Origin of the sequence: Hoyosella altamirensis (genome assembly GCF_014191505.1) — a bacterium.
In the GTDB taxonomy this organism is placed as follows: domain Bacteria; phylum Actinomycetota; class Actinomycetes; order Mycobacteriales; family Mycobacteriaceae; genus Hoyosella; species Hoyosella altamirensis.
The window spans coordinates 1,009,216-1,031,460 of record NZ_JACHWS010000001.1 but is presented as its reverse complement, the minus strand read 5'-3'; the positions used below and the strand labels follow the sequence as shown (position 1 = coordinate 1,031,460).

The 22,245-nt window shown below is 64.6% G+C and carries 24 protein-coding genes; 12 read left to right on the top strand and 12 right to left on the bottom strand.

Translation table 11 applies throughout. The features are described from left to right. Window positions 1-11: 11 nt before the first annotated feature. Genes FHU29_RS04975 through hepT form a run of 3 tightly spaced genes read left to right on the top strand, consistent with a single transcriptional unit; the run spans window position 12 to window position 1,587 of the window. The gene (locus FHU29_RS04975; RefSeq protein ID WP_064441695.1) at window positions 12-749 is read left to right on the top strand and encodes an ABC transporter permease; all 738 of its coding nucleotides are present in this window, start codon (window positions 12-14) and stop codon (window positions 747-749) included. Between the two features lie 35 nt (window positions 750-784). Further along, window positions 785-1,171, top strand: a complete 387-nt coding sequence (gene mntA / locus FHU29_RS04970) for a type VII toxin-antitoxin system MntA family adenylyltransferase antitoxin (RefSeq protein ID WP_064441694.1) — start codon at window positions 785-787, stop codon at window positions 1,169-1,171. 2 nt (window positions 1,172-1,173) lie between these two features. Further along, complete coding sequence (hepT, locus tag FHU29_RS04965; protein WP_064441691.1) at window positions 1,174-1,587, top strand: type VII toxin-antitoxin system HepT family RNase toxin; 414 nt, start codon at window positions 1,174-1,176, stop codon at window positions 1,585-1,587. Between the two features lie 4 nt (window positions 1,588-1,591). Here hepT and FHU29_RS04960 read toward each other — a convergent pair whose 3' ends face one another. After that, entirely contained in the window at window positions 1,592-2,431 is an 840-nt protein-coding gene (locus FHU29_RS04960) for a DUF559 domain-containing protein (protein WP_064441684.1), read from the bottom strand. 212 nt (window positions 2,432-2,643) lie between these two features. Then, window positions 2,644-3,042, bottom strand: a complete 399-nt coding sequence (locus FHU29_RS04955; RefSeq protein ID WP_157095307.1) for a VOC family protein — start codon at window positions 3,040-3,042, stop codon at window positions 2,644-2,646. Between the two features lie 132 nt (window positions 3,043-3,174). On the opposite strand from FHU29_RS04955, the gene FHU29_RS04950 reads away from it, so the two are divergent. Beyond that, window positions 3,175-3,639 carry an NUDIX hydrolase gene (locus FHU29_RS04950; protein WP_074390912.1) on the top strand — a complete coding sequence of 155 codons (465 nt, stop codon included), beginning with the start codon at window positions 3,175-3,177 and terminating at the stop codon, window positions 3,637-3,639. Between the two features lie 24 nt (window positions 3,640-3,663). Here the strand turns inward: FHU29_RS04950 and FHU29_RS04945 are convergent, their stop codons facing one another. Next, window positions 3,664-4,290, bottom strand: coding sequence for a TetR/AcrR family transcriptional regulator (locus FHU29_RS04945; RefSeq protein WP_083962456.1), 627 nt, complete (start codon window positions 4,288-4,290; stop codon window positions 3,664-3,666). Window positions 4,291-4,370: 80 nt separating this feature from the next. On the opposite strand from FHU29_RS04945, the gene FHU29_RS04940 reads away from it, so the two are divergent. Beyond that, window positions 4,371-5,549, top strand: coding sequence for a cytochrome P450 (locus tag FHU29_RS04940; protein WP_064441682.1), 1,179 nt, complete (start codon window positions 4,371-4,373; stop codon window positions 5,547-5,549). A gap of 7 nt (window positions 5,550-5,556) precedes the next feature. On the opposite strand, the gene FHU29_RS04935 is transcribed toward FHU29_RS04940, so the two are convergent. From FHU29_RS04935 to FHU29_RS04925, 3 genes are all read right to left on the bottom strand, one after another. Further along, window positions 5,557-6,276: an LmeA family phospholipid-binding protein gene (locus FHU29_RS04935; RefSeq protein WP_064441680.1), complete on the bottom strand. Its 720-nt coding sequence runs from the start codon at window positions 6,274-6,276 to the stop codon at window positions 5,557-5,559. 54 nt (window positions 6,277-6,330) lie between these two features. Continuing rightward, window positions 6,331-7,449, bottom strand: a complete 1,119-nt coding sequence (locus tag FHU29_RS04930; protein ID WP_064441678.1) for an outer membrane protein assembly factor BamB family protein — start codon at window positions 7,447-7,449, stop codon at window positions 6,331-6,333. A gap of 108 nt (window positions 7,450-7,557) precedes the next feature. After that, window positions 7,558-8,958 (bottom strand): DUF2252 domain-containing protein, encoded by a 1,401-nt coding sequence (locus tag FHU29_RS04925; protein WP_064441676.1) that lies wholly within the window; start codon window positions 8,956-8,958, stop codon window positions 7,558-7,560. Window positions 8,959-9,070: 112 nt separating this feature from the next. Here FHU29_RS04925 and FHU29_RS04920 point away from each other — a divergent pair, with 112 nt between their 5' ends. Together FHU29_RS04920 and FHU29_RS04915 are read left to right on the top strand one after the other, a co-directional pair. Then, window positions 9,071-9,733, top strand: a complete 663-nt coding sequence (locus FHU29_RS04920) for a TetR/AcrR family transcriptional regulator (protein WP_064441674.1) — start codon at window positions 9,071-9,073, stop codon at window positions 9,731-9,733. Further along, a complete protein-coding gene (locus FHU29_RS04915) occupies window positions 9,730-10,434 on the top strand; it encodes a DUF3159 domain-containing protein (protein ID WP_083962455.1) in 705 nt (234 codons plus the stop codon). The genes FHU29_RS04920 and FHU29_RS04915 overlap by 4 nt, the downstream gene beginning before the upstream one ends. Window positions 10,435-10,775: 341 nt before the next feature. Here the strand turns inward: FHU29_RS04915 and FHU29_RS04910 are convergent, their stop codons facing one another. After that, the gene (locus FHU29_RS04910) at window positions 10,776-11,213 is read right to left on the bottom strand and encodes a MarR family winged helix-turn-helix transcriptional regulator (protein WP_064441672.1); all 438 of its coding nucleotides are present in this window, start codon (window positions 11,211-11,213) and stop codon (window positions 10,776-10,778) included. A gap of 85 nt (window positions 11,214-11,298) precedes the next feature. On the opposite strand from FHU29_RS04910, the gene FHU29_RS04905 reads away from it, so the two are divergent. Further along, window positions 11,299-11,760: a cupin domain-containing protein gene (locus FHU29_RS04905; protein ID WP_064441670.1), complete on the top strand. Its 462-nt coding sequence runs from the start codon at window positions 11,299-11,301 to the stop codon at window positions 11,758-11,760. A 13-nt stretch (window positions 11,761-11,773) separates the two neighbouring features. Beyond that, window positions 11,774-12,403, top strand: coding sequence for a maleylpyruvate isomerase family mycothiol-dependent enzyme (locus tag FHU29_RS04900; RefSeq protein WP_064441668.1), 630 nt, complete (start codon window positions 11,774-11,776; stop codon window positions 12,401-12,403). A 163-nt stretch (window positions 12,404-12,566) separates the two neighbouring features. On the opposite strand, the gene FHU29_RS04895 is transcribed toward FHU29_RS04900, so the two are convergent. From FHU29_RS04895 to FHU29_RS04875, 5 genes are all read right to left on the bottom strand, one after another. Next, window positions 12,567-13,385, bottom strand: coding sequence for an AAA family ATPase (locus FHU29_RS04895; protein WP_037161208.1), 819 nt, complete (start codon window positions 13,383-13,385; stop codon window positions 12,567-12,569). Then, complete coding sequence (locus FHU29_RS04890; protein ID WP_074390911.1) at window positions 13,382-14,779, bottom strand: Mu transposase C-terminal domain-containing protein; 1,398 nt, start codon at window positions 14,777-14,779, stop codon at window positions 13,382-13,384. The genes FHU29_RS04895 and FHU29_RS04890 overlap by 4 nt, the downstream gene beginning before the upstream one ends. Before the next feature lie 7 nt (window positions 14,780-14,786). After that, window positions 14,787-15,374, bottom strand: a complete 588-nt coding sequence (locus FHU29_RS04885) for a recombinase family protein (RefSeq protein WP_432679578.1) — start codon at window positions 15,372-15,374, stop codon at window positions 14,787-14,789. Between the two features lie 407 nt (window positions 15,375-15,781). Beyond that, window positions 15,782-16,618, bottom strand: a complete 837-nt coding sequence (locus FHU29_RS04880; protein ID WP_083962453.1) for a FadR/GntR family transcriptional regulator — start codon at window positions 16,616-16,618, stop codon at window positions 15,782-15,784. Between the two features lie 104 nt (window positions 16,619-16,722). Beyond that, a complete protein-coding gene (locus tag FHU29_RS04875; RefSeq protein WP_064441664.1) occupies window positions 16,723-18,519 on the bottom strand; it encodes an L-lactate permease in 1,797 nt (598 codons plus the stop codon). 396 nt (window positions 18,520-18,915) lie between these two features. Between FHU29_RS04875 and FHU29_RS04870 the strand changes: the two genes are divergently transcribed. From FHU29_RS04870 to FHU29_RS04860, 3 genes are read left to right on the top strand one after another with little or no spacing between them, the layout of a single operon-like run. Continuing rightward, complete coding sequence (locus tag FHU29_RS04870) at window positions 18,916-19,815, top strand: (Fe-S)-binding protein (protein WP_064441662.1); 900 nt, start codon at window positions 18,916-18,918, stop codon at window positions 19,813-19,815. Beyond that, on the top strand, window positions 19,812-21,545 hold the full coding sequence (locus FHU29_RS04865) for a lactate utilization protein B (RefSeq protein WP_064441660.1): 1,734 nt from the start codon (window positions 19,812-19,814) through the stop codon (window positions 21,543-21,545). Before FHU29_RS04870 ends, FHU29_RS04865 begins: the two co-directional genes overlap by 4 nt. Then, window positions 21,542-22,183, top strand: coding sequence for a LutC/YkgG family protein (locus FHU29_RS04860; RefSeq protein ID WP_064441658.1), 642 nt, complete (start codon window positions 21,542-21,544; stop codon window positions 22,181-22,183). The genes FHU29_RS04865 and FHU29_RS04860 overlap by 4 nt, the downstream gene beginning before the upstream one ends. Window positions 22,184-22,245: the final 62 nt, after the last annotated feature.

Sequence of the window (22,245 nt, the reverse complement as noted above, 5' to 3'; positions counted from 1 at the left end):
GAAGGCCCCAGATGTCTCTCACTGCCCTGTACACCAAGCGCCAACTCATTGAGACCGCGCGGACACCCGTCTCATTCCTCGCAATCACGCTGACACCGATCGCTGTGATGGTGTTCTTCATCGTCCCGTTTCTGTCCGACGATCCCGCGGCCATGACGGGTGCGACCGCGACGATGGTGGTGTTCGCTGTGCTGCTCGGCTGCGTCGGGCATTTCTCGTTCACTGTGTCCGCACTCCGCGAATCACCCTGGGGTGCCTACATGCGCACATTGCCAGGTGGCCTCGGACCTCAGTTCATGAGCAACATACTCACCGGACTCGCCGTCGTGCTCGCAGGGGTCATTCCTATCGTCCTCGTGGCAGCCTTTTTCACGGAGGCCACGGCACCGTTGAGCCGAGTTCTTCTCGCAACCCTCGCACTGCTGCCTGTGATTGTGTCGTTCACGATCATGGGCATTGCGATCGGCTACAACCTGTCCGCGCGTGCCACGATGATCACGAACAGCATCATCTTCATCCCTCTCGCGGTGGCGGGCGGAATGTTCTTCGACGCCAACGACACTCCTGCTCTTGTTGAGACGATCGCGCCGTATGTCCCGACACGTGGCGCGACCGATCTTGTCGTGGGCGCGCTGACAGACTATTCACCAAGCCCGCTGGCTCTCGCAATGCTCGCCTTCTGGACGGCCGTGCTCGCGGCGGCGGCGGTATGGGGCTATCAGCGTGACGAAGGTAGGCGATTCCAGTAGGACAGCGCTCCCGAAGCGTCGAGTACAGTCGCACCATGGACGTTGAGCAGGCAATCCTTCGGCTGGCCCGCCTCGTTCGTGACTATCCGACGGTTGACCTACTGATATTGCACGGGTCGCGGGCCCGAGGTGACGCGCACCCCGGATCCGACTGGGACTTCGGATATCTCGCCCACGGCGAGGTCGATCACCTAGGCCTTCTCCACGAAATAACCCAGGTTCTCGGCACTGACGATGTTGACCTTGTCGACCTGAGGGCAGCCTCGGGTCTGCTACGCTTCCGGGCCGCATCCGAGGGCCGCATCATTGCTGAAAGCAAGCACGGACGATTCAACGACTTCGCGCTCGCTGCGGCGCTGCACTGGTATGACGTCGCCCCGGTGGTTCGGGAAGCACAGAGCGAGTTCCTGGCAGGGATGTGATGATGGACCGATTAGTGTTCGCCGAACGTGCCGCATCCGTTGAACGGCATCTGCGCCGGGTACGGGACAGGCTCCCCGAACATGCGGAAGACCTGCACCCAATGACAGATGCCACCGACGCGGTTGTCCTGCACCTTTGGCAGGCAGTCCAGATCGTCATCGATATCGCGACATCCGTGTGTGTGAAGCGTGGTCTCGGAGTACCAGCAACCTACGGGGATGCATTTCTCGCTCTCGCATCCGAGGGAATCCTCCCTTCCGAGCTTGCTTCGCGGCTCGCCAAAGCTGCTGGTTTCCGCAACCTCGTGGTTCATGCCTACGCCGAGATCGACCTCACACGAGTGCACGACGCGGCGCTGAACGGTCCCCAGGACTTACGCGAGTTCCTGCGTTCGATACGGGACACGAGGGTGTGAAGACTCAGGCGGCATCGACGCGGGAGGCGTCGCGCAGTGTCTCCTCGATGTGGCGAATCAGTAGCTCTGGTGTTCGCAGGTGCTCATTAACAACTCGGATGACACGCCACCCTGCGCGCATGTAGGCGTTCGCGCGCATGGCGTCCCTCCTAGCCTGCCGAGGATCTTCGAAGTGATGTGCCCCGTCGTATTCGACAGCGACCTTCCATCGTGGCCAGGCCAGGTCAGCGCGTGCGATGAACCGCCCCGCCCCATCCCGCACAGTGTGCTGAGTTACCGGACGTGGCAGGCCTGCCCGGACGATCAGAAGGCGGAGGCGTGTCTCGCGAGGAGACTCTGCACCGGGATCCGCGAGTAGCAGAACTTCACGCAGCGCAGTGATTCCACGGCTGCCGCGCTTGAGTTCCGCGTACTCAGCGAGCATGTCAGGTGTGAGTGGTGTGGCCTGGTACAGCGCATCAATCAGCGTCACAGCATTATCGAGTTCGTGACGCCGAGCGATATCAAAAGCAGTGCGGGCCGGGGTCGTCAGCCGCATGCCATGTTTCCGCATCACCTCGTGCTCCTCGAGCCGGTCACGGTGGATCACCAGGCCGCGGACCTGGGCAGCCTTCCGGGTGACGATTTCAGCCGACTGGTCGGGCAGATATCTGACGTTGTGCACAGCAGCCGCGGACACACCGGAGAGCACACACTCCCCGTCCGCCCAGACCCATGCGGCCCGTGCTTTCACCAGTGGGGTCAATTCAGTTCCGCGCTCGATGTAGACGCCTCGGAGCACACGCTGGTATCCGCGCAACTGGCCGCGTGCGAGTCCTCGCTGAGCTGGTGTGAATGGGTGCACGCCTTACCAGACGCACGGCACGGCTGGCCGGATCACATGTGCAGAGAAAATCACAGGATCTTGCGATTCGGGCGTGCGCTTCTCTGCACGTGTCAGGGAGCGCGTTCTAGCAGGCGGAGACGCTGTATGCACCGGCCGGTCACGGATGCGCCGCCGCGTCTGAGTCGCCACTATGAGAAGCGCACCGAGTTGGCCTCGACGCTGCACTGAACTCAGTTTTCTGGTGCCGCGAAGAACTCCAGCGCGTTTCCGTCGGGGTCACGGAAGGAAAGGCCGGAGCCATACGGCGCGTCGGTGATCCCTCCATTCCTGACACCCATTTCGTCTAATTTGCCCTTCCATGCGTCGAGCTCGTTTCTGCTCCCACAGTGGAAAGACACATGGTCGAGCCCGACGCGCCGTTCATCGAAACTGTCGTCGCTCGGTGTCCCCGGATGCTCGTGAATGCCGAGCAAGCCGCCGCCGGGCAATGCCCACACGACGTGATACCAGGGGCCCGCATCTTCGTCGATGACGGGCTGAGTGCCCAATAACGCTTGGTACCAGGGACGGCTGACGTCACAGCTCTTCACAGTCAGAGCTACATGACCTAGGGGCGGGAAATCAGACACGGCCGACGCCTCCTTCAGCAGCCCTGCACAGGGCGCTGGCTGAGATTTTACTCCTCCAGTACGCATCCGCCGGTTTAGCATTTCGCTAAAAGCCTGCGCACGAAGCAGGCAACTCCGCGCTATCCTCCGTTCGTGGCCGAAAGCGCGGGCATTCTGCTGTACCGGATGAGCAACTCGCTAGAAGTGTTCCTCGCACACATGGGCGGACCGTTCTGGGCGCGCAGGACGGAGGGCGCCTGGACGATCCCGAAGGGCGAGTTCATGACCGGTGAGGACGCGCTCGCGACTGCTCGCCGCGAGTTCGCCGAAGAGATCGGCACCGCAGCACCCGATGTTGCGTACGTCAAGCTTGGGTCGTTTCGTTATACGTCGGGCAAGGTAGTGCACGTTTTCGCTGGCGAGGCGCCTGAGTTCACGGTCGATGCGGTCAGCAGCAACACGTTCGAGCTCGAGTGGCCGCCGCGTTCGGGCAAGCGTCAAACCTTCCCCGAGATTGACGACGCCCGCTGGGTTCCGGTGGCGGAAGCCCGCCCACTTCTCGTCGCGGGACAGCGCCCGATGCTGGACGCCCTCGCCGCGACACTTCGCAACCATTGATTTAGTCGTTCCGGTCCTGGACCGTCACTCACCGCGCGTGTCCATGCTCGCGGCTTCCACAATCCCACTCACTACCCGCATCAACCTGTCCGCGGCTCCTTGTGGATCCGGCTGGCCCGCGTCGAGCCACGCGATAACACCTTCGATGACTGCGGCGGGGACAAGAGCGGCGGCCCATTCTGCCCATTGCTGGTCGGGGATCATGGCAGCGAGATGTTGCCGGGCGACTTCGACACCCCGTTGCTGAAACATGTTCGTGTGTTCGCGAAACTCGGGTTCGCGTGCAGTGTGCCGAAACAGAAGCTGAAAGCCATCTGGATCCTCGGCGGCAGCGTCAAGCAGATGCCTGATGCTGTTCTCAGTGAAGTGCGGTGACTCTGTGGCTGAGATGAGGCGCTGCACCATGCGATCGAGTACCTGCAGGTACAAATCGGATTTCGAGTCGAAGTGGCGGTAGAGGATCATCCTGCTGACGCCCGCTTGTCGCGCAATGTCTTCAAGACTTGTGGCCGCGTAACCGCTGCGAGCAAACGCCGTGGTCGCTGCGGTGAGAATCTGGTCACGCCGTGCAGCGCGAGGAAGCCGCCGTTGCATTGGGGGCTGTGCTGCGACACCGCTGTCGGTCTGCGACTCCTGCTCGCTGGAAGACATCACTGCACTTTCGGATTCGGGGAACGCTAAGTATACTTTCAAATATACACTGAGTCGTATACATCCATCTTGGAGTCGTCATGGATGCACCTCCCTCTCTGAGTTGCGAGCCCATTGAAGTTTTCGGCGTCCCTCAGGTACTGAGCGACCTGCGCGCACAATCGCCAATCAGTCGCGTCATAACCGAGGTCGGCGATCAAGCATGGCTCGTCAGCCGGTACTCCGATGTGCACGCACTGCTCACAGATCCACGGCTGGGCCGGACACACCCCCAGCCAGAAGCTGCGGCACGGATGACCAATTCAGCCCTCTTCGGAGGTCCGCTCGGGAACTACGACACCGAAGATGGCGACCACGCGCACATGCGGGCACAGCTACTGCCCGCGTTCTCCCCTGCTCGCCTCCGCGCCCTGCAGCAACCCGTGCAGGAACTCGCAAACAACCTCTTAGACCACATGGAAGAATCCGGTCCGCCGGTCGACCTGCATGAGATGGTGTCCTTTCCGCTGCCGGTGCTGGTGATCTGCGAACTACTTGGCGTGCCCGCCGACGACCGGGATACCTTCCGGAGATGGTCGGAAGAAATCGCCGACACGCTCGATGGCGACCGTTCACAGCGTGGACTCACCGCCCTCGTCAGTTACATGCGCGAACTCGTCACGGTGAAACGCCAGCGCCCCGGCGCTGATCTCATTTCCGACCTCATCGCCACATCCAGCGGCACAACTGACGTCGACGCTGTGGCGATGCTGTCGGCGGGGATGCTGTTCGCGGGACATGAGACGACAGTTGTCCGTCTCGACATCGGCGCACTACTCCTCATAACGCACCCCAGCGCGCGGGAACGTCTGCTCAGCAGCCCGCAGCTCATCCCCTCTGCGGTTGAGGAGGTACTCCGATACTTGCCCTCGGGCGCGATACTCCCCCGGTACGCGCGTTCGGCAATCCAGCTGGACGACGTCACCATAACGCCAGGCGACCTCGTCCTGCTCGACTTGTCATCCGCAAACCACGACGAGCGCACATTCAGCAAGCCGAACGACTTCGACATCACGCGCACACCAAATAGGCATGTCACGTTCGGGCACGGCCCCCGCTATTGCATTGGTGCTGCTCTTGCGCGCCTCGAACTGCAAACGACGCTCCGCATGCTGCTTCAGCGCTTTCCTGCACTCGAGCTCGCCGTTCAGCCGCATGAGCTTCGGCGCAAGACCCACACTCTCACCGGAGGACTCGAAACTTTGCCAGTCCGCTGGTAGCTCCTCATCAAGGTTGCGCGTTGTTCAGCTCGCTAAGTGCCAATGATTGCCCGGCGAGATAAACGTCGACGCCGCCGTCGGTCACCTCGACGCGTTCCGCCACCAATCCGTCGGGCAGCACCGCGACTGATTCCTGTGTGCCGCTCCGGATGGCGGAGAAGATTTCGTCCGGGATGGGGAAGCCGAAAATCGTGCCGCCGTCAGTCTCGGTGACGATCTCCCCATTCTGGACGAGCGGTGTGACGAACACCGACGCGGCACCTTCACCGAGAACCACTTCGATGGCGTTGCGGTCCGGTCGGGCGACGACGTCATCGATTGTCACTACAACTCCTAGTGGGAGCTGGACGCCGCCACCACCTTGGGCTTCGATTGACTCGAGGATCGTCTGAGTGGTGACCCGCGCCGTGATGTTGACCTGCTCGGAGACAGGGTTGGCGCGGTCACTGATATCGGTGCCGTCCAGTTTGATGAGCACCGACGAACCGCTCAGGCTGCCCCTGGTGATGGTGTCAGATTCGATGGTCATTTCACCGACCCGGTCATTGAGGAGGCCCGGTATCAGCGGTTGAGTCCCGAACGAGGTGGAAACGCTGGTCTGCCACGTGTCACTCAGCGGCTCGCTGACTTCCCGGCCGACAAAGTAGCGCGCGAGCGCCTCTCCCACTGCTGCGGCAGCCACAACGACCACCACGAGACCGATGAGAAGTTTGATCAGTGTCCGCATCCCAGTCCTCTCCTGTAGTCCCACGACACTATGCGGCAATTCCCAGCCCTTCAATTAGCCCCGGTCGGGAGCCTGCTGAAAGTACAGGGCGCCGCCGTCTTCTGGGCTCAGTCCGGTGACTGCGCCGTCGGCCACGACTAGTTCGAGCGGTACGCCCTGCCAGGTCGACAGGATCTCACCCGTTCGCAGATCCTTCACCGTCGGCTGGTAGTCCTGAATGACATACAGTTCGTCGCCGAACTGGCCTGTGATCACTTCGCCTTCCCCGGGCGAAACCCATAACTGTTCACCTGTTGCGTAGTCATAGGCGGCCGGCACTCCAGGCTGCCTGCGCCCGCAAAGGATTACGTCGCTGGTGACGCGGTCGCACTTCTGATGCTCAGCCACGCCCGTGAGGCTGCCCTGATCCATCGCTGCGCCACTCCTAGGGTCGAGGACTATTTGCTCGCCGTTCGCGGAGACAAGGATCTGTTCGTCGCCGACGTAGTGAACGCTGATGTCGGCGGTGCCTTCGAGTGCGGTCCACTGCTCACTGCCGGTGCGGGGATCGAGAGCCCTGAGAGCGTCTCGCCCACTCACCGTGAGAACAATATCTGCGCTGGCGCCAGCGTAATTCCCTGCAGTCCAGAGAGAATCGCCGCTCCGGGCGTCGAAGCCCACCACTACTGAATCGTTCGCGACAACGAGCAGTGTTTCATCCGCGTACACCATGTCCAGGCGCTCGAATGTGGGCGTGAATCGGGTGCTTGCTTTGCTGCGACTCAGCACCGCACCGTCGGTCAGGCTGACTACCACGAGTTCCAGGTCATGCTCGTAGCTGGAAGGGTGAGTTTCGACGTCGACAATGTACGTGGCGTGCAGCCCGTCGGCATGGACAGCGGGCGCGCTGATCCCGAAGACGCCAGGTAAGTCACGGGTCTGAGGCTCGGGGAACACGGTATTGCGCCACACCTCTTCCCCGGACGGTATCTCGAACGCGACCAGATCCCGCCCCGATGGCACCACAACTGTGTTGCCAACGACTGCTGCCTGGTCAGTGGGTTTCGACGAGAACCCCGGTTCTTGCACGGTTGCGGTGTGCTCGAACAAGCTCGGATCGTTTGCATCTGGTGCTGAACATCCAGCCAGCACAACGCATGTCGCAGCAATGATCACGCAACGCTGCCCCAGCATCAATCATCCCCCAATTCGTAATGGCCCCCGTCAATCGTCAGCAACCCGCCACCGGAAACCGCCATCCGTGTTTAGCACAACGCTAAATCGACTGGGACGGCTGCCCGTTCAGGCTTCTGCTGGAATCTTCCCCTTTTTCACCGCATCGACGAGGGCCTGATGGTCTTCTTCTGTTTGGTTTGCGTATGCCTTGGCGAATTTGCTGAGCGATTCCGCGACCTTGTCGCTTTTCCCCAAGTACCCGGCGATCATTGATGCGCCACTGGTACGTGCGTGCCCTTTCGCGAGGAGGTGGCCGCAAATGCGCGCATAGTCCGCGAGCGCCTCGGCGTCGATGTCATCGATGTCGATTGCACCCTTCATATTCCGGAACTGGCGGACATAGAACTGTCGGCCGTCGAAGGACGTCCAGCCGAGCAGTGGGTCGCTCGCCGTTTGCAGCGCGTGCTGATATTCGACGACACGCTGACCCTGGTGCGCGTGCCACGCGTCATCACCGTGCACGAACCGCGCAATGACGGATCGACGGGCCTGCTTCAACTGCAAGAAGAGGACGTCGTCGGAGCTGCTGCCTTCACACAGCACCACGTATGCGCGCAGACCGACGCTCCCCACACCAACCACTTTGTGGGCGACGTCGCGCACCGTGTAGCCGGCGAGTACGCGCCGCCACTGCGACGGCACGGATTCGAGGTACTGATCAAGCGCCTCAGCTAGCCGGGTGGCTTCCTTCTCGCCGAGGCTGGTGATCAGTGGTGGTTCTTCAACGATGCGGCGCTGCCCGTCGCGCTCTTCGGTGAACCGTGGCAGTGCACGGTCACTGGTGCGTTTGCGGGCTCGCTTGGCGGACCGCTCGATCTGGTGACGCAAGCTGCTGTCGTTGGCGGTGGCGCGCAGCCGATCGACGTCGAGGCGCTCGAAATGGCGTTGCAGCAGAGGCATCTCGGCGAGGCGGCGCAACTGGCCTCGGTACGCCTCCACGCACGAATGTGTGGCTTCCCCGCACTGATCTTCGGAGGCGCCGTTTTGCCGTCCTGCTACCCAGATGCTTGCCACGAGCCGCCGCAGGTCCCATTCCCAGCTCCCTGGGTGTGCTTCATCGAAGTCGTTAAGATCGAAAACCAGTTCACGTTCCGGGGACGCGTAGAAACCGAAGTTACCCATATGAGAGTCTCCGCAGATCACGGGCATGATGCCGGTCGCGGGGAGCGCCGCAACGTCAGTTGCCATCAGTCCCGCGGTGCCGCGCAGAAAGCCGTACGGTGACGCGATCATCCGTCCGACCCGCACCGGGATCAGCCAGTCCAGCCGTCCTTCATGCGATGCGTTGACTTGCTCGACGGGATCGGCACGGTCATCAGGCTTTTTCCACTCAGCCAGGGACGACCGGGGCACACTGTGCCGCAACTCCTGACCCACCTTGTACCGTTCGCCGCGCGATACCGGCTGATCCCGCATCGAGCCGTAGGCGCGGCTATCTGCATCGGCCAGGACGCGGTGGTTCATCATGCGTTTCAGTATCTTCCTCGACGAAGCCGGTGTGAGCACATTGCCGTCATGGTCCCACGCCCTTGCACGACTTCAGGAACCTCTCAAGTAAATAATATGATAATATTTTTTTATGCCCCGCCACGAGGAAGCATCGACGCGTCGTCAGCAGATCACCGAGGCCCTTCTGGACGCCGTGGCCACTCGCGGGATTCAGAAGACAAGCCTGGCCGACGTTGCCGAGTTCGCGGGAGTATCGGTGGGGCTGGTTCAACGGTACTTCCGCACAAAGGACGAATTGCTCCGATTCGGCGTAGCTCACGTCTTCGAACGCACCGAACAGCGCGTCCACCAGACCGAACTAGTGCTGCCTATCAGGACGTATCTCGAACGGTTACTACGGTGTGTACTGCCGCTCGACGCCGAGCGGCAGAAGGAACTTCGATTCTGGCTCAACTTCCTGCACGTTGGGCTCACCGATCCGGCGATGGCCGCTCTGCACCACGATGCAACACACAACCTGATCGATGGCCTCGCGCGCGCTCTCGCGGGTGCGCAGCGACGAGGCGAGTTGTCCGCGGACGTTAGCACGGACGTGGAGGCTGCGGCACTCGTGGCCTTCGTCGATGGGCTATGCCTTCACCACGCGACCAATCCGGACGCTTTTCCGGCCCATGCGCTTGTGCGGGCGCTGGATAGCTACCTCAGCAGACTGTTCAATCGCGCGGATCAGTCACCAGAACACGAGAACCACGACTGTGACACGGGAGAGCTAGCGCACCAGGAGGAGATATGAGGCAACAGGCGGCCAAGAAGGTTCCCGAGACGCTGCACGACCAACTGGTCTTTGCGTGGACGTATATCGGCGGATTCTCCGGTGCGTTCCTGACCCTCTTGCCGGTTTTCGCCTTCATCGTCGTCAATGACTTTGAGGGGTTATGGGCTGCGATCGGGGCATCGATCGGTGTTGCTGCGATAGTCGGGATCGTCCAGTTACTGAGGAGGGAAACGCTTGGAGCGGCCTTTGTCGGGCTGGGCGGTGTCGTCCTCAGCTCATTTGTAGCCGCGGTCCTCGGAGAAGCGCGGGGCTATTACCTGATCGGCAACATCGTCACCGCTGCTATCAGCGCGATACTCCTGATCTCAATTCTGGTGCGGCGACCGCTGATCGGGCAGATTTGGGCCTCAGCGAACTTCCAGGGTTCATTCTGGCGCGAGGACAGGACGTCGCTGCGTTACTACGATTTCGCGACCGCGCTGTGGTTCGTAGCCGCGTTCTCCAGGTTCGTCGTGCAGCAGTGGCTGTACAACCTGGACGAGACGACGTGGCTGGGCATCGCACGGGTGGCGATGGGATGGCCACTTACCCTCCTCGTAGTCCTGCCCACGATCTGGGCCGTACGAAGGGTTGACAAGCGGCGGGAGCTATACGACCCGAACTTCACCGCCCCCAAACATGTCAGCGCAGACACACGTTCCCAGGACGCAGGCCTTTAATAAGGCAAATTGGCTTCTTGCTGACGTGCAGTGCGAGGCGTAGCATAAATAGACCGACTGGAATGCGGTGAGTTCTACTGCAGAGAGACTCACATATCCATACAGCCCGGCCGCTGGATCCGGAAAACAGCGACCCCGGGGGACTGGATACGCAGGAAGGCGCGGTTGAAAACACGGATGCGTAAGACACCCGCAAAAGTGAAGAGCCGCTAAAGACTTCGGCACGGAGTTGATCACGTTGGCCAGCGTGGTTGGACGAAATGCCCCAGCCTGACTCTTGAACGTGAGCGCCCAATTCCCCGTTTGGGCGCTCACGTCCTGTCTGGGGGCAGCACCGATCGTCACATGTACGGGTCAGTGACTTCCCGCAGTTCGGACAGCGCGCGGCGCAACTGATCCATATGTCGTTTGCCCAAATGTGCTACCCATTCGGCCTCGACTTCCGCGACGGCGGCATCGGCGGTGGCCGAGAGCTTCTTCCCGCGTTCGGTAAACCGGACGAGCCGTGCCCGCTTATCCATCGGGTCGGACACTCGTTCCACGATGCCCGATTTCTCCAGCTGGTCGACGAGGAAGCCTGCTGTTTGTTTGGTGATTTGCGCCTGCTCGGCGATGTCGGTGAGTCGGCTGCCCCCCGGCGCAATCCTGGCTGCGACTCGGCCTTGCGCGATGCTCACGTCTCCGTACCCCGCGGCCTCAAGTGCCTCATGCACGCGGCCTTCGAGGTACCGGAACGAAATGAACATCAGCAGCCCAACGGGCAATTCGTCGTTCGCCATTTCCCCTTCACACCCCTTGAATTAGTCAGCTAGTCTGACTACATTGGTAAGTGTATCGAACTTTTTGGGAATCGTGGAGACAACCATGAACAGCCACTACAGCGCACCCGGCGACGGTGTCGCTCTCGACACATTCGACGGCGTTCACGTCGCCAAGGCGAGCGCCGCGACGACTGGCGGCGCATACGAACTATTCGAAGTCGACGTGCGGCCCGGACCGCTCGTTCCTCTCCACACCTCGCCCTGGGGAACGACGGCCTACGTGCTCGAAGGCACGATCACCTTTGTCTCGGCAACCGAGCAGCACACGCTCACGCCAGGCGCGAGCATCACAATCACGCCAGGCACTCCATATACGTGGAACGCTGCCGCGCCAGGTGCCCGCATACTGGCGTTCACAACCGGGGACGGCGCGGGATCATTCTTTGCCGACATCGCACGACTGCCCCGGGATCGCACAATGGATGAAACGATGTCAGCCATGGCTGACATCGCACACCGACATGGTGTTTCCGTTGGGACAAGCCCCAAGTCAGCTATCGGGTGATAGCGGCAACCTCATGGATCACGAAGCTAGGTGGTACGCAATCGAGCAGGAACGGCTACATCTCGCTGACATGCTCGAGTCACTTACCCCCAACGAATGGGACGCTCCCTCACTGTGCGAGGGATGGCTCGTACGGGACGTCGCGGCACATGTCGCTCTGGGCGCTAACCCGCCGCTCCGCGCCGCCGCACGAGAAGCCATCCGCAACTACGGCCGCTTCAACAAAATGAACCAGGCGCTCGGAATCGCCTACGGCAGTCACCCCGAGGACCAGATCGTCGCGGCGCTGCGCAAGCATGCGGCGTCACGCAAACTTCCGCCGTTAACCAATCAGCGAAACATTCTCGCCGACACACTCATCCACGCCCAGGACATCGCTCTCCCCCTCAGCCGCGATCATCACATGCCAGTCGAACTCGCGCGCGACAGCGCCGACCGGCTCTGGGAGATGATCTGGCCGATGTGGGCGAAACGGCGCTACCGCGGAGTCCGCTTCACCGCGACCGACACCGACTGGACTGCAGGACGCGGCTCCGACGTGCATGGCCCGATCAGCGCATTGTTGATGGTGCTCGGCGGACGTCGTGCCACACTTTCGCACCTCAGCGGAGATGGGCTCCCCGACCTCACCCGGCGCGTGTGACGTTCGGGGCGACGGCGTTCTCGAGCGCCTCACCGCGCAGGAACCGGCCGGTTTCCGCAGCAACTATCTTTGCCGCGTTGTGCGCGGTCTGTTTGCTGGCTCCTGCGAGGTGTGTGACTTCGTCTGCTGAATGGCGGGGTTCTTCGGTCGCTTCGTGGCGGGGTCAGGTGACACCGATGACCAGGGTGCTCTGTGCGGCTTCGATGACGTCGTTGGTGATGGTGTCGAGTTCGTTGATCTTCAGGACCCGCTGGATCTGGGGGAAGAGGCGTTCGAGGAGCCGGAAGTTGCCGCGGGTGATCCGTGCGATGGCTGCGATGGCTTGGGCGTCGGTGAAGTCGTCGGGGTCGAGGGTCTTGCCGAGGGATCGCCAGTGTCGCTCGAGGACGAACAGCAGTTCGTCTTGTCCCAGGGGCCGGTACTGGTGGGCGAAGCCGACTCGGCTGTAGAACTGGGGGTAGTGGCTGAACTGCTTCTCCAGGCCGGGCATGCCGATCAGGATCAGGGCGATGTCGTCGCGGTCGTAGCGATCGCGCAGCAGTTCCAGAGCGGCGGGACGCAGTCGTTCGGCCTCGTCGACGATGATCAGCTCCACGTAGTTCCTGCCGTGTCGCCATCCCCAGGCCTCGGGAGTGGCCGTGCCGGGAGGTACGAGGTGCTGCTCGATGCACATGTTGGTGCGGGTGATGGCTTGGGTCAGCTCGTCCTTCAGGGTCCGCGGGGTGGTCAGCACGCTGGGGGTGTAGAGCACGGTGCGGCTCCGGTTCAAGGCGGCGTAGATCTTGGCGTCGTTGTCGGAGCGCGGCCCCCAGTAGGTCAGCAGGTCATGAGCCTTCTCGTAGTGTGCGTAGCGGCGCGCGGAGAGTGTCTTTCCTACGCCGGCTGATCCGAAGCACAAACCGATGGTGTGCCCGCGGCGCACGGCGTCGGCGAACTCGGTGAAGCGGCGGTGCTCCTTGGTGACGATGAAGCGCTGGCTCACCTGAGGTCCTCCTTGTAGATCTTCAACGCCGACCTCGGCGCCGGAGCCGGTGCTTCGGTGATCCGTGGCGTCTCGGTAGGTGCGGCCACGAGGGCGATGCGTTCGTTGATGCCGGCTCGCAGCGCCCGGCGGCGGGCGTTGCGCGCGGCCTGGATCTCCTTGAGGCTGACCTTCTGGTCGTGGTGCTCTTGGTTGACGGCCTTGCAGACGAATTCGTCGTGATCGAAGACGCGGATCTCGGTGATGTCGCGGGGGTCGTAGCGGATCACGACCGAGCGTCCGACGTAGCCGGCCAGAGTTGGCGAGACGTAGCGCAGGCCCTGGAAGCGGATGCCATCGCGGCGCACGACGCGGGTCTTGGCGACGGTCAACAGCAGTCTGTCGAGGTCTTCCAGGCTCTCGGGCATTCGGGGCAGCCAGCCATCGGCGATCCACGCGCTGCGCGGGGAGGTTCCGAGCTCGCTGTGCGTGCGGTCGTTGTAGGTGGCCACGAACGCCTCCAGGGCGCTATCGAGGGCGGCCAGGGACAGTTTCGGTGTCGGCCAGGGGTGCCCTTCGGTGATGTGTCCGGGCAGGGTGGCGAGTAGCTCGGTGTTGATGGTGCCGAAGAACCGCTCGATCTTGCCCCGTCCCTGGGGTCGGGCGACGGTGGAGTGGATCAGTCGGATGTGGAGGTCGACGGCGGTGTGGGCGAGCTGGTCACTGGTGAAGTCGCTGCCGTGGTCGACGTAGAGCACGTCGGGCAGGCCGCACATCGGCCAGGCCGGGTCGGTCTTGTGCCAGATCGCTTGGCGCAGCGCCAGGGCGGTGTTCATCGCCGACGGTGCGCCCAGGAAGACTGTGTAGCCGCAGACCGCCCGGGAGCAGTCGTCGAGGATCGTTGTCAGCCATGGCCGTGCGGGCTTGCCGTCGGTGCCCACCACCAGGATGTCGAGCATGGTGTGATCGGATTGCCACATCGCGTTGGGCAGCTCTGCTTGCCGGCGTAGCACCAGCTCGTGCTTGTCGCGGTAGGACGCTGCGCCCTCCAGGGCGAGGGTGACCATGCCGGGATCCAGGGTCCGCACGATGTCCCACACCACCGAGTAGGAGGGGACCGGCCATCTCCGGGCGGCGCAGATGCCGGTGACTTTGCGGTTGATGGTGGCGATGGCCGGCCGCGGCTTGCTCAGTGCCAGGCCCTCGATCAGGTGGACGAGGTCGGGCGGAAGGCGGCGGGAGCCGGTGTCCGCTCGCGAGGCTGTCTCCAGTCCGGCGTAGCCGTCGGCGCGGTAGCGGGCGTGCCAGCGCTCCAGGGTCCGCAGCCCAACATCGGTCTCGCGAGCTAAGCGCGCGAGGGGCACCTGGTCCTCGACGTGGAGCCTGAGGATTCGCCACCGCGCTCGAGCGTCCACGACGCACCTACTGCAAGGCGTTCTCGCGCCCGCGCTCGGCGCGCTGAAGGGCGCGGTAGACCGTGGAGCGGCCCACGCTGAACAGCTCGGCCAGCTCGCCCACGGTGTGCTCGTCGGCGGCATGTAGCTGGACGAGGTGAGCTTCTTGCCGGGGGGTGAGTTTCGGTGACTTCCCGCGCAGCCGGCCCTTGGCCTTGGCGACCTTCATCCCCTCGCGGGTGCGGGCACGGATGAGGTCGGCTTCGAATTCGGCGACCATCGCCAGCACGTTGAACAACAGTTTCCCCATCGGGTCGGTCGGGTCGTACACCGATCCGGCGATGCTCAGCTTCACTTCCCGCGCCGCGAGGTCGTCGGCGATCTGGTGGGCATCACGGACCGAACGCGCCAGCCGATCGAGCTTGGTGACCACGAATGTATCGCCGTCCCGACACGCTGCCAGCGCCTGCTGCAGGCCCTCACGGTCGGCGTTGCGGCCCGTGAGCCCGTGATCGACGTAGATGCGCTTGGGATCGACGCCGAACGCCGCGAGTCCGTCACGCTGCGCGGTCAGGTCCTGCTCGTCGGTGGAGACTCGGGCATAGCCGACCTTCAAGGGGGACATGCTCCCCAGTGTGTCATATAGCCTCCCTTCACCGGACAGTTCACCGGACGGGTCTTACGGGACAGCCCGCCAGGCGTGCCGTCGTTCCTCTCTGTCAGGTTCAGAAGTGGGCTTCACTAATGTCAGAAGCGCGCTGCACTCGATTCCCCCGTCGTCTCCGCGTCGATGAGTAGTCATCGACAGCGACCTTGATCAGTCCGGCTTCACGCCGGTGGGATGCTCGGTCCAGCCTTGTTCTTGTTAGCCGGTTCTGTCACACGGTCCGGCCCGGCGAGCCCGTTGAGATCTGGTTCGTCGAAGGTCACTGATGTCGCGGGCTGCGCGCGGGAGCTTTGCCTCGACGGGGTGCCTTCTCCTAGCAGGGAGGAGCGAGCCCCGGGCCTTTCCATTCTCTCCGGTCAGGCCTTAGCGGTGTCTGACTTGGGTGCTGGTCTTGGGGTGGTCCTGGAGGGATGAAGCGTTAGGAACGCTGCGGCGCTTGCCGTGCCCGTCGGAGCAGGGGTGGCCTGGTCGTCGGTGCCGTTGTGGTCTTCGCTGAGGCTGTAGAACCAGGTGATGTGGTGGTGTAGGGCGTCGGCGGCGTCGTGGCCGCGTCGGTCTCGGAAGGCTTCCAGGATGGTTTTGTGCTGGTCTTGAAGGGTGCACCGTACGTCGGTCCAGTTGGGTAGGCCTGCGACGGTTTCCTGGACATAGCTGATGGTGGCCTGGCGGAGGGAGTCCATGATGGTTTCGACCACCACGTTTCCGGCCAGGGAGCTGAGCAGGGTGTGGAACTGGGAGTCGTGTTCGTGGAACCACCCGGAAGGCAGATCCGGGTCATCCATGGTCTGGAGCAGTTCAGCGGCCTGGTTCAGGATTTCTGACCGCTGATCGGAGTCTGGGGCGGCGGCTGCGTCGAGGGCCGACTGGGTTTCCAGCAGGAGTCGTGTTTGGACGATGTCCTGGACGGGCAGGGAGCGGGTGGCGATGTGCATGCGCAGCGCCCAACCCAGGGCCTTGGAGGGTTCGGAGATGACCACGGCGCCGGCGGAGGGTCCGGAGCCGGTGGCCGAGCGCACCAGGCCCATGGCGTCGAGGATGCGGACCGCTTCGCGGACGGAGGCGCGGGAGATCCCGAATTGTTCGGCGAGGTGGCGCTCTCCGGGCAGTTTGTCGCCCACGCTGAGGTGTCCGGTGCGCAGTTGGGCCTCTATCCAGTCGAGGACCAGGGTGTAGGCGGCGGGGGCTGATGGCACGGACGGCTCCTGGGGTAAAGGGGTAGGACCTCATTCTAGAGAGGCTCACCGATCCCCGGACCGTGGGCTGGTCTGGCCCACAGTCCGGGGATGGGCCCGCGGGTTTAGGTCCTCACCCGCTCGGTCCGGAGCGGGGCGGGGGTGTTGTGCCGCATCATCCACCACGCGACTAGGGCCAGCCCGGCCAGCAGCAGGACGAGCATGATGGTCCCGGGGTTGGCCCCGAGGCCGTGGATGAACAGGTAGGCCACCACACCGCCGGCCAGGCAGTAGTAGGTGGTGACCAGGATGGTCTGGCGCAGCAGGTCACCCTCTCGGCCCAGGAGGCCGACGGTGGCGGAGGCGGCGACGATGTTGTGGATGGAGATGGGGTTGCCGCCGGCGCCACCGACGGCCTGGGCGGCCACGACGAGTTCGGGTTGGGGCACGCCGATCTGGACGCCGGTGGAGAACTGGAACTGGGAGAAGGTCAGGTTCGAGACGGTGTTCGATCCGGCAACGAAGGCGCCCAGGGCCCCGATCCAGGGTGCCAGCAGCGGCCAGGCGCCCCCCGAGATCGCCGCGGCCCCTTCGGCGAGGGTGACCGGCATGCTGGACAGTCCCGAGGCGTTCAGTTCCGGGCCGGACTGGATGAGTACCCGCACCAGGGGCAGGGCGAAGAGCAGGGCCACGGCGGTGCCGGCCAGCTGGCGACCCGAGACCTTCAGGGTGCGCAGGACCTGTTGGCCGTTCATGCGGTGCAGCAGGTAGGCGAATACCGCGGAGAGGATCAGCAGCAGGGCCGGAGAGTAGAACGGTTCGATGCGGGTGCTGACCCCGGTGCCGAGGATGTTCTCCACAGGGATGGCCAGGCTGCGCAGGAACTCGGTCACGGGGGTGACGATCCGGGTGATCACCAGCAGTGCGGCGAGCAGGGCGTAGGGCGCCCAGGCCCGGACCAGGCTCATCTTCCGGGACACCGGCGGGACCTTCTCGGGGTCCAGGGTCCCGGTCCAGCGCCCGACCCAGGAGTCCCGGGGGCCAAAGTCGAAGTGGTCCTTGGGCATCAAAAAGCCCTTGCTGGAGGTGAACATCACCAGTGCCAGGCCGATCAGCCCGCCGAACAGGGACGGGAACTCCGGGCCGAGGAAGCGGGCCACGAGGGTGTAGGGCACGGTCATGGCCAGGGAGGCGTAGATCGCGAAGGGCCACACGGCCAGCCCGTCGCGGAAGCGGCGCTCGGGTCCGAAGAAGCCGGTGAGCAGGCAGACCAGGATCAGCGGGATGAGGATGCCCACGATCGCGTGCATGACCGCCACGGAGAACCCGATCGAGTCAACGAACTCCGGCATGCTCAGCCCAAGCACGCTCGCCCGTTCGCTTACCGCCGGGTCACCGCCCAGCCCGTTGGCCACCCCGACCAGGATGGGGGTGCCGACCGCCCCGAAGCTCACCGGGGTGGACTGGACGATCAACCCGACCATGACGGCGGCCATCGCGGGAAAGCCCATCGCCAGCAGCAGCGGGGCCACGACCGCGGCCGTGGTGCCGAACCCGGAGACGCCCTCGATGAAGCTGCCGAAGAGCCAGCCGATGATGATCGCCTGGACCCGCCGGTCCGAGGAGATGTTGTCGAACCCGGCCCGGATGGTGGCCATCGCCCCGCCCACGGTCAGGGCCGAGAGCAGCAGCAGGGCCCCGAAGACGATGTACAGCAGGGTGAGGGCCACGATGAGGCCCTCGATGGAGGCGGCGATCACCCCGGCCGGACTCATCTGCCAGACGGTCAGCGCGATGGCCACGACCGCCACATACCCCACGGGCATGGCGTACTTCGCGGGCCAGCGGAATCCGGCCAACAGCACGCCCACCAACAGCAGGGGCAGCAGCGCTAGAAGGCTCAGCACGGCGAGATTGTCCACGAGGGGTGTCCTTTCTGGGGACAGGATCTGGCGGGGCCCGCCATCGAGGCGCAATGCCTCGACGCCGGCCGGCAGGGGTTGCAGCGAAAGGATCCCGACACCGCCCCGGCTGTGGTCGGACCACAGTGGTCAGGTCACATAAGTTATATGAGGTGCATCACACCGGTCAACCCCCACCGGCGCGGCGTGCCGTCGGGCGGGCCACCGGACACCCCGTCTGGCCCCTCGTTGGGCGCCGCCCCTGGGTGGCACCCGGACGCTCGGGCGGGCATCTAAGGGGGCGCTAGAACCGGACGCCGGGAGAGGGCGTGGTTGTGCGGTGCCTCACACTGCCCTACAGTGGTCAGACCACACGGTCTGCTGGGCCGTCCAGCACTGCTCCCCGACGGAGGTCGCATGAGAATCGCCTTGTTCGCCACGTGCATCGTGGACGCGATGTACCCGCGGGTCGCCCTGGCGACCGTGCGGGTCCTGGAGCGGCTGGGCCACGAGGTGGTGTTCCCGCCCGGGCAGGGGTGTTGTTCGCAGATGCACGTCAACAGCGGCTACCTACAGGACGCGCTGCCGGTGGTGCGCAACCACGTGAAGGCCTTCAATGCCGCGGACTACGACGTCGCGGTGGCGCCCTCGGGGTCCTGTGTGGCCTCCCTGGGGCACCAGCAACCGATGGTCGCCCGGGCCGGCGGGGACGAGGATCTGGCTCGGCGGGCCGAGGCGGTGGCCGGGACCACTTATGAGCTCTCCCAATTGCTGGTGGACGTGCTCGGGGTGTCCGATGCCGCCGAGCAGCTGGGGTCGTGGTTCCCGCACACGGTGACGTATCACCCGTCCTGCCATGGGATGCGGTTGCTGCGCCTGGGTGACCGGCAGAAGGACCTGGTGCGCTCGGTGGCCGGGGTGGAGTTCACCGAGTTGCCCGACGCCGAGGAGTGTTGCGGGTTCGGCGGCACGTTCTCGTTCAAGAACCCGGATGTGTCCGCGGCGATGGCCGAGGAGAAGATCGGCAACATCACCGCCACCGGCGCCCAGGTCTGCACCGGTGGGGACGCCTCCTGCCTGATGCACCTGGGCGGGGCGATCTCCCGCACCGGTGCGGGGGTGGCCACCGTGCACTTCGCCGAGATCCTGGCCTCCACCCGGCAGAACCCGCTGGAGGTGACCGGGCCGGTGGAGCTGTCCATCCCCGGCCCGACCGGACGACGCCACCGGACCCAAGCCGCCACCGGTTCGACCGCCGGTTCGGCCAGTAGTGATGCCCCCGCGGCCGTGGCCGCCGATTCAGGAGAGAGCCGATGAGCCGCACCGCCCTCGGGATGCCCGCCGTCCGCCCCGTGCGCGGGCACGGGAATCTGCACGCCGAGACCGCCTTCCCGGCCGCGGCCCGGGCCGAGATGGGCAACACCCAGATGCGGGCCAATATCCGCCACGCCACCCACACGATCCGCGGCAAGCGCGCCAACGTGGTCAACGAGCTCCCGGACTGGCAGGCGCTGCGCTCGGCCGGTTCGGCCCTCAAGGAGTCGGTGATGGCGAACCTGCCCGAGCTGTTGGAGCAGTTCGAGGCCAACGTCACCGCCCGCGGCGGCACCGTGCACTGGGCCCGGGACGCCGCCGAGGCCAACCGGATCATCACGAACCTGGTCCAGGCCACCGGCAGCACCGAGGCCATCAAGATCAAGTCCATGGCCACCGCGGAGATCGACCTGGAACGCCACCTGGCCGAGCACGGGATCACCGCGACCGAGACCGACCTGGCCGAACTGATCGTCCAGCTGGGCCACGACCGTTCCTCTCACATCCTGGTCCCGGCCATCCACAAGAACCGCCACGAGATCCGCGAGATCTTCCTGCGGGAGATGACCGAGACCGACGAGACCCTCACCTCCGAGCCGCGCGACCTGGCCGAGGCCGCCCGCGCCCACCTGCGCGAGAAGTTCCTCTCCACCAAGGTCGCGATCTCCGGGGCGAACTTCGGAGTCGCCGAGACCGGCACGCTGACCGTGGTGGAGTCCGAGGGCAACGGGCGGATGTGCCTGACCCTGCCCGAGACGCTGATCACCGTGATGGGCATCGAGAAACTCGTCCCCACCTTCGCCGACCTGGAGGTCTACCTGCAGTTGCTGCCGCGGTCCTCCACGGGTGAGCGGATGAACCCCTACACCTCGATGTGGACCGGGGTCACCCCCGGGGACGGGCCCCAAGACGTGCACGTGGTGCTGCTGGACAACGGCCGCTCCGCGGTGCTCTCGGACCCGGCCGGCCGCTCGGCGTTGCACTGCATCCGCTGCTCGGCCTGCTTGAACGTGTGCCCGGTCTACGAACAGGCCGGCGGACACGCCTACGGCTCGACCTACCCCGGCCCGATCGGGGCGATCCTCTCGCCCCAGCTGACCGGGATCACCTCGGCGGAGAACGCCTCCCTGCCGTACGCCTCCACCCTGTGCGGGGCCTGCTACGACGTGTGCCCGGTGAAGATCAACATCCCCGAGATCCTCGTGCACCTGCGCGACGAGGACGTGCGCACCAAGCACGGCCAGCGCCCCGCCGTCGACGCGGTCCCCACCGAAGACGGCGCCACCGCCGCCCTTCAAACTCCGGCCGGCCCCCAAGCCGCCGCCGAGAACACCGGCGGTGGCCGCAACACCGGACCGGCGTCGGGACCGGCCCCGGGCCGGGTGCGCCGGTTGTTCCAGCGGCTGCCGCACCCGCCGTCCGAGATGGACCTGATGATGAAGGGCGCCTCGATGGTGATGTCCTCCGGACGGCGCATGGCCCTGGCCGAGCGGGCCCTGCCCCTGGGCCGGGCCGTGGCCGGCCACGACCGACGCATCGGCTGGCTGCCCGGCATGGCCGGCGGCTGGACCGACGTCCGCGACATCCCAGCACCGCCCCGCGAGTCCTTCCGCAACTGGTGGGCCCAACACGCCGACGAAACGCAAGACCGGGTCCGCGCGGACGGGACGGTACCCGACACCGACCCAGCCCAACCTACCGACCCGCACCAGTTGAAGGAGGGCGACCGATGAGCACCGACGCCAAGACCGAGATCCTGGCCCGCATCCGCGGCGCCCTGGCCGACCAGCCCACCGCCCCGACGGTGGAACGCATCTACCGGACCGTCTCAGACCGGCCCGCCGCGGAAGTCCTGGAGATGCTCGAGGACCGGCTCGTCGACTACAAGGCCACGGTCCACCACGAGAACGTGGAAACCCTACCGGCACGCATCACCGAGCTGCTGGGCTCATCCGCCCGGTACGTGGTCCCCGCTGGCCTGGACCCATCCTGGCTGCCGGCCGACACCGACACCCTCCAGATGATCCGGGAGTCCACGGATGAACGCGGACAGGTGCTCGGGGTCCGAGAACTCAATGCCGTGGACGCCGTGGTCACCTCCTCCACCGTGTCCTGCGCCGAGACCGGCACGATCTTCCTCACCGCCCGCCCCGACGAGGGACGCCGGGCCATCAGCCTGGTCCCGGACCACCACATCTGCGTGGTGCCGGCCGCATCGGTGGTGGAACTGATCCCCGAGGCCCTGTCCCGGGTGGAGCCCATCGCGCCGATCACCATGATCTCCGGACCCTCGGCCACCTCAGATATCGAGCTCGAACGTGTCGAGGGCGTCCACGGCCCACGCCGGCTCGACGTCATCCTGCTCGGCTAATACCCTCACCCCGAGGCCTGCCGGCCGTCGGGACCTGCCGGCCAGTGGCCTGCCCGCGGTGG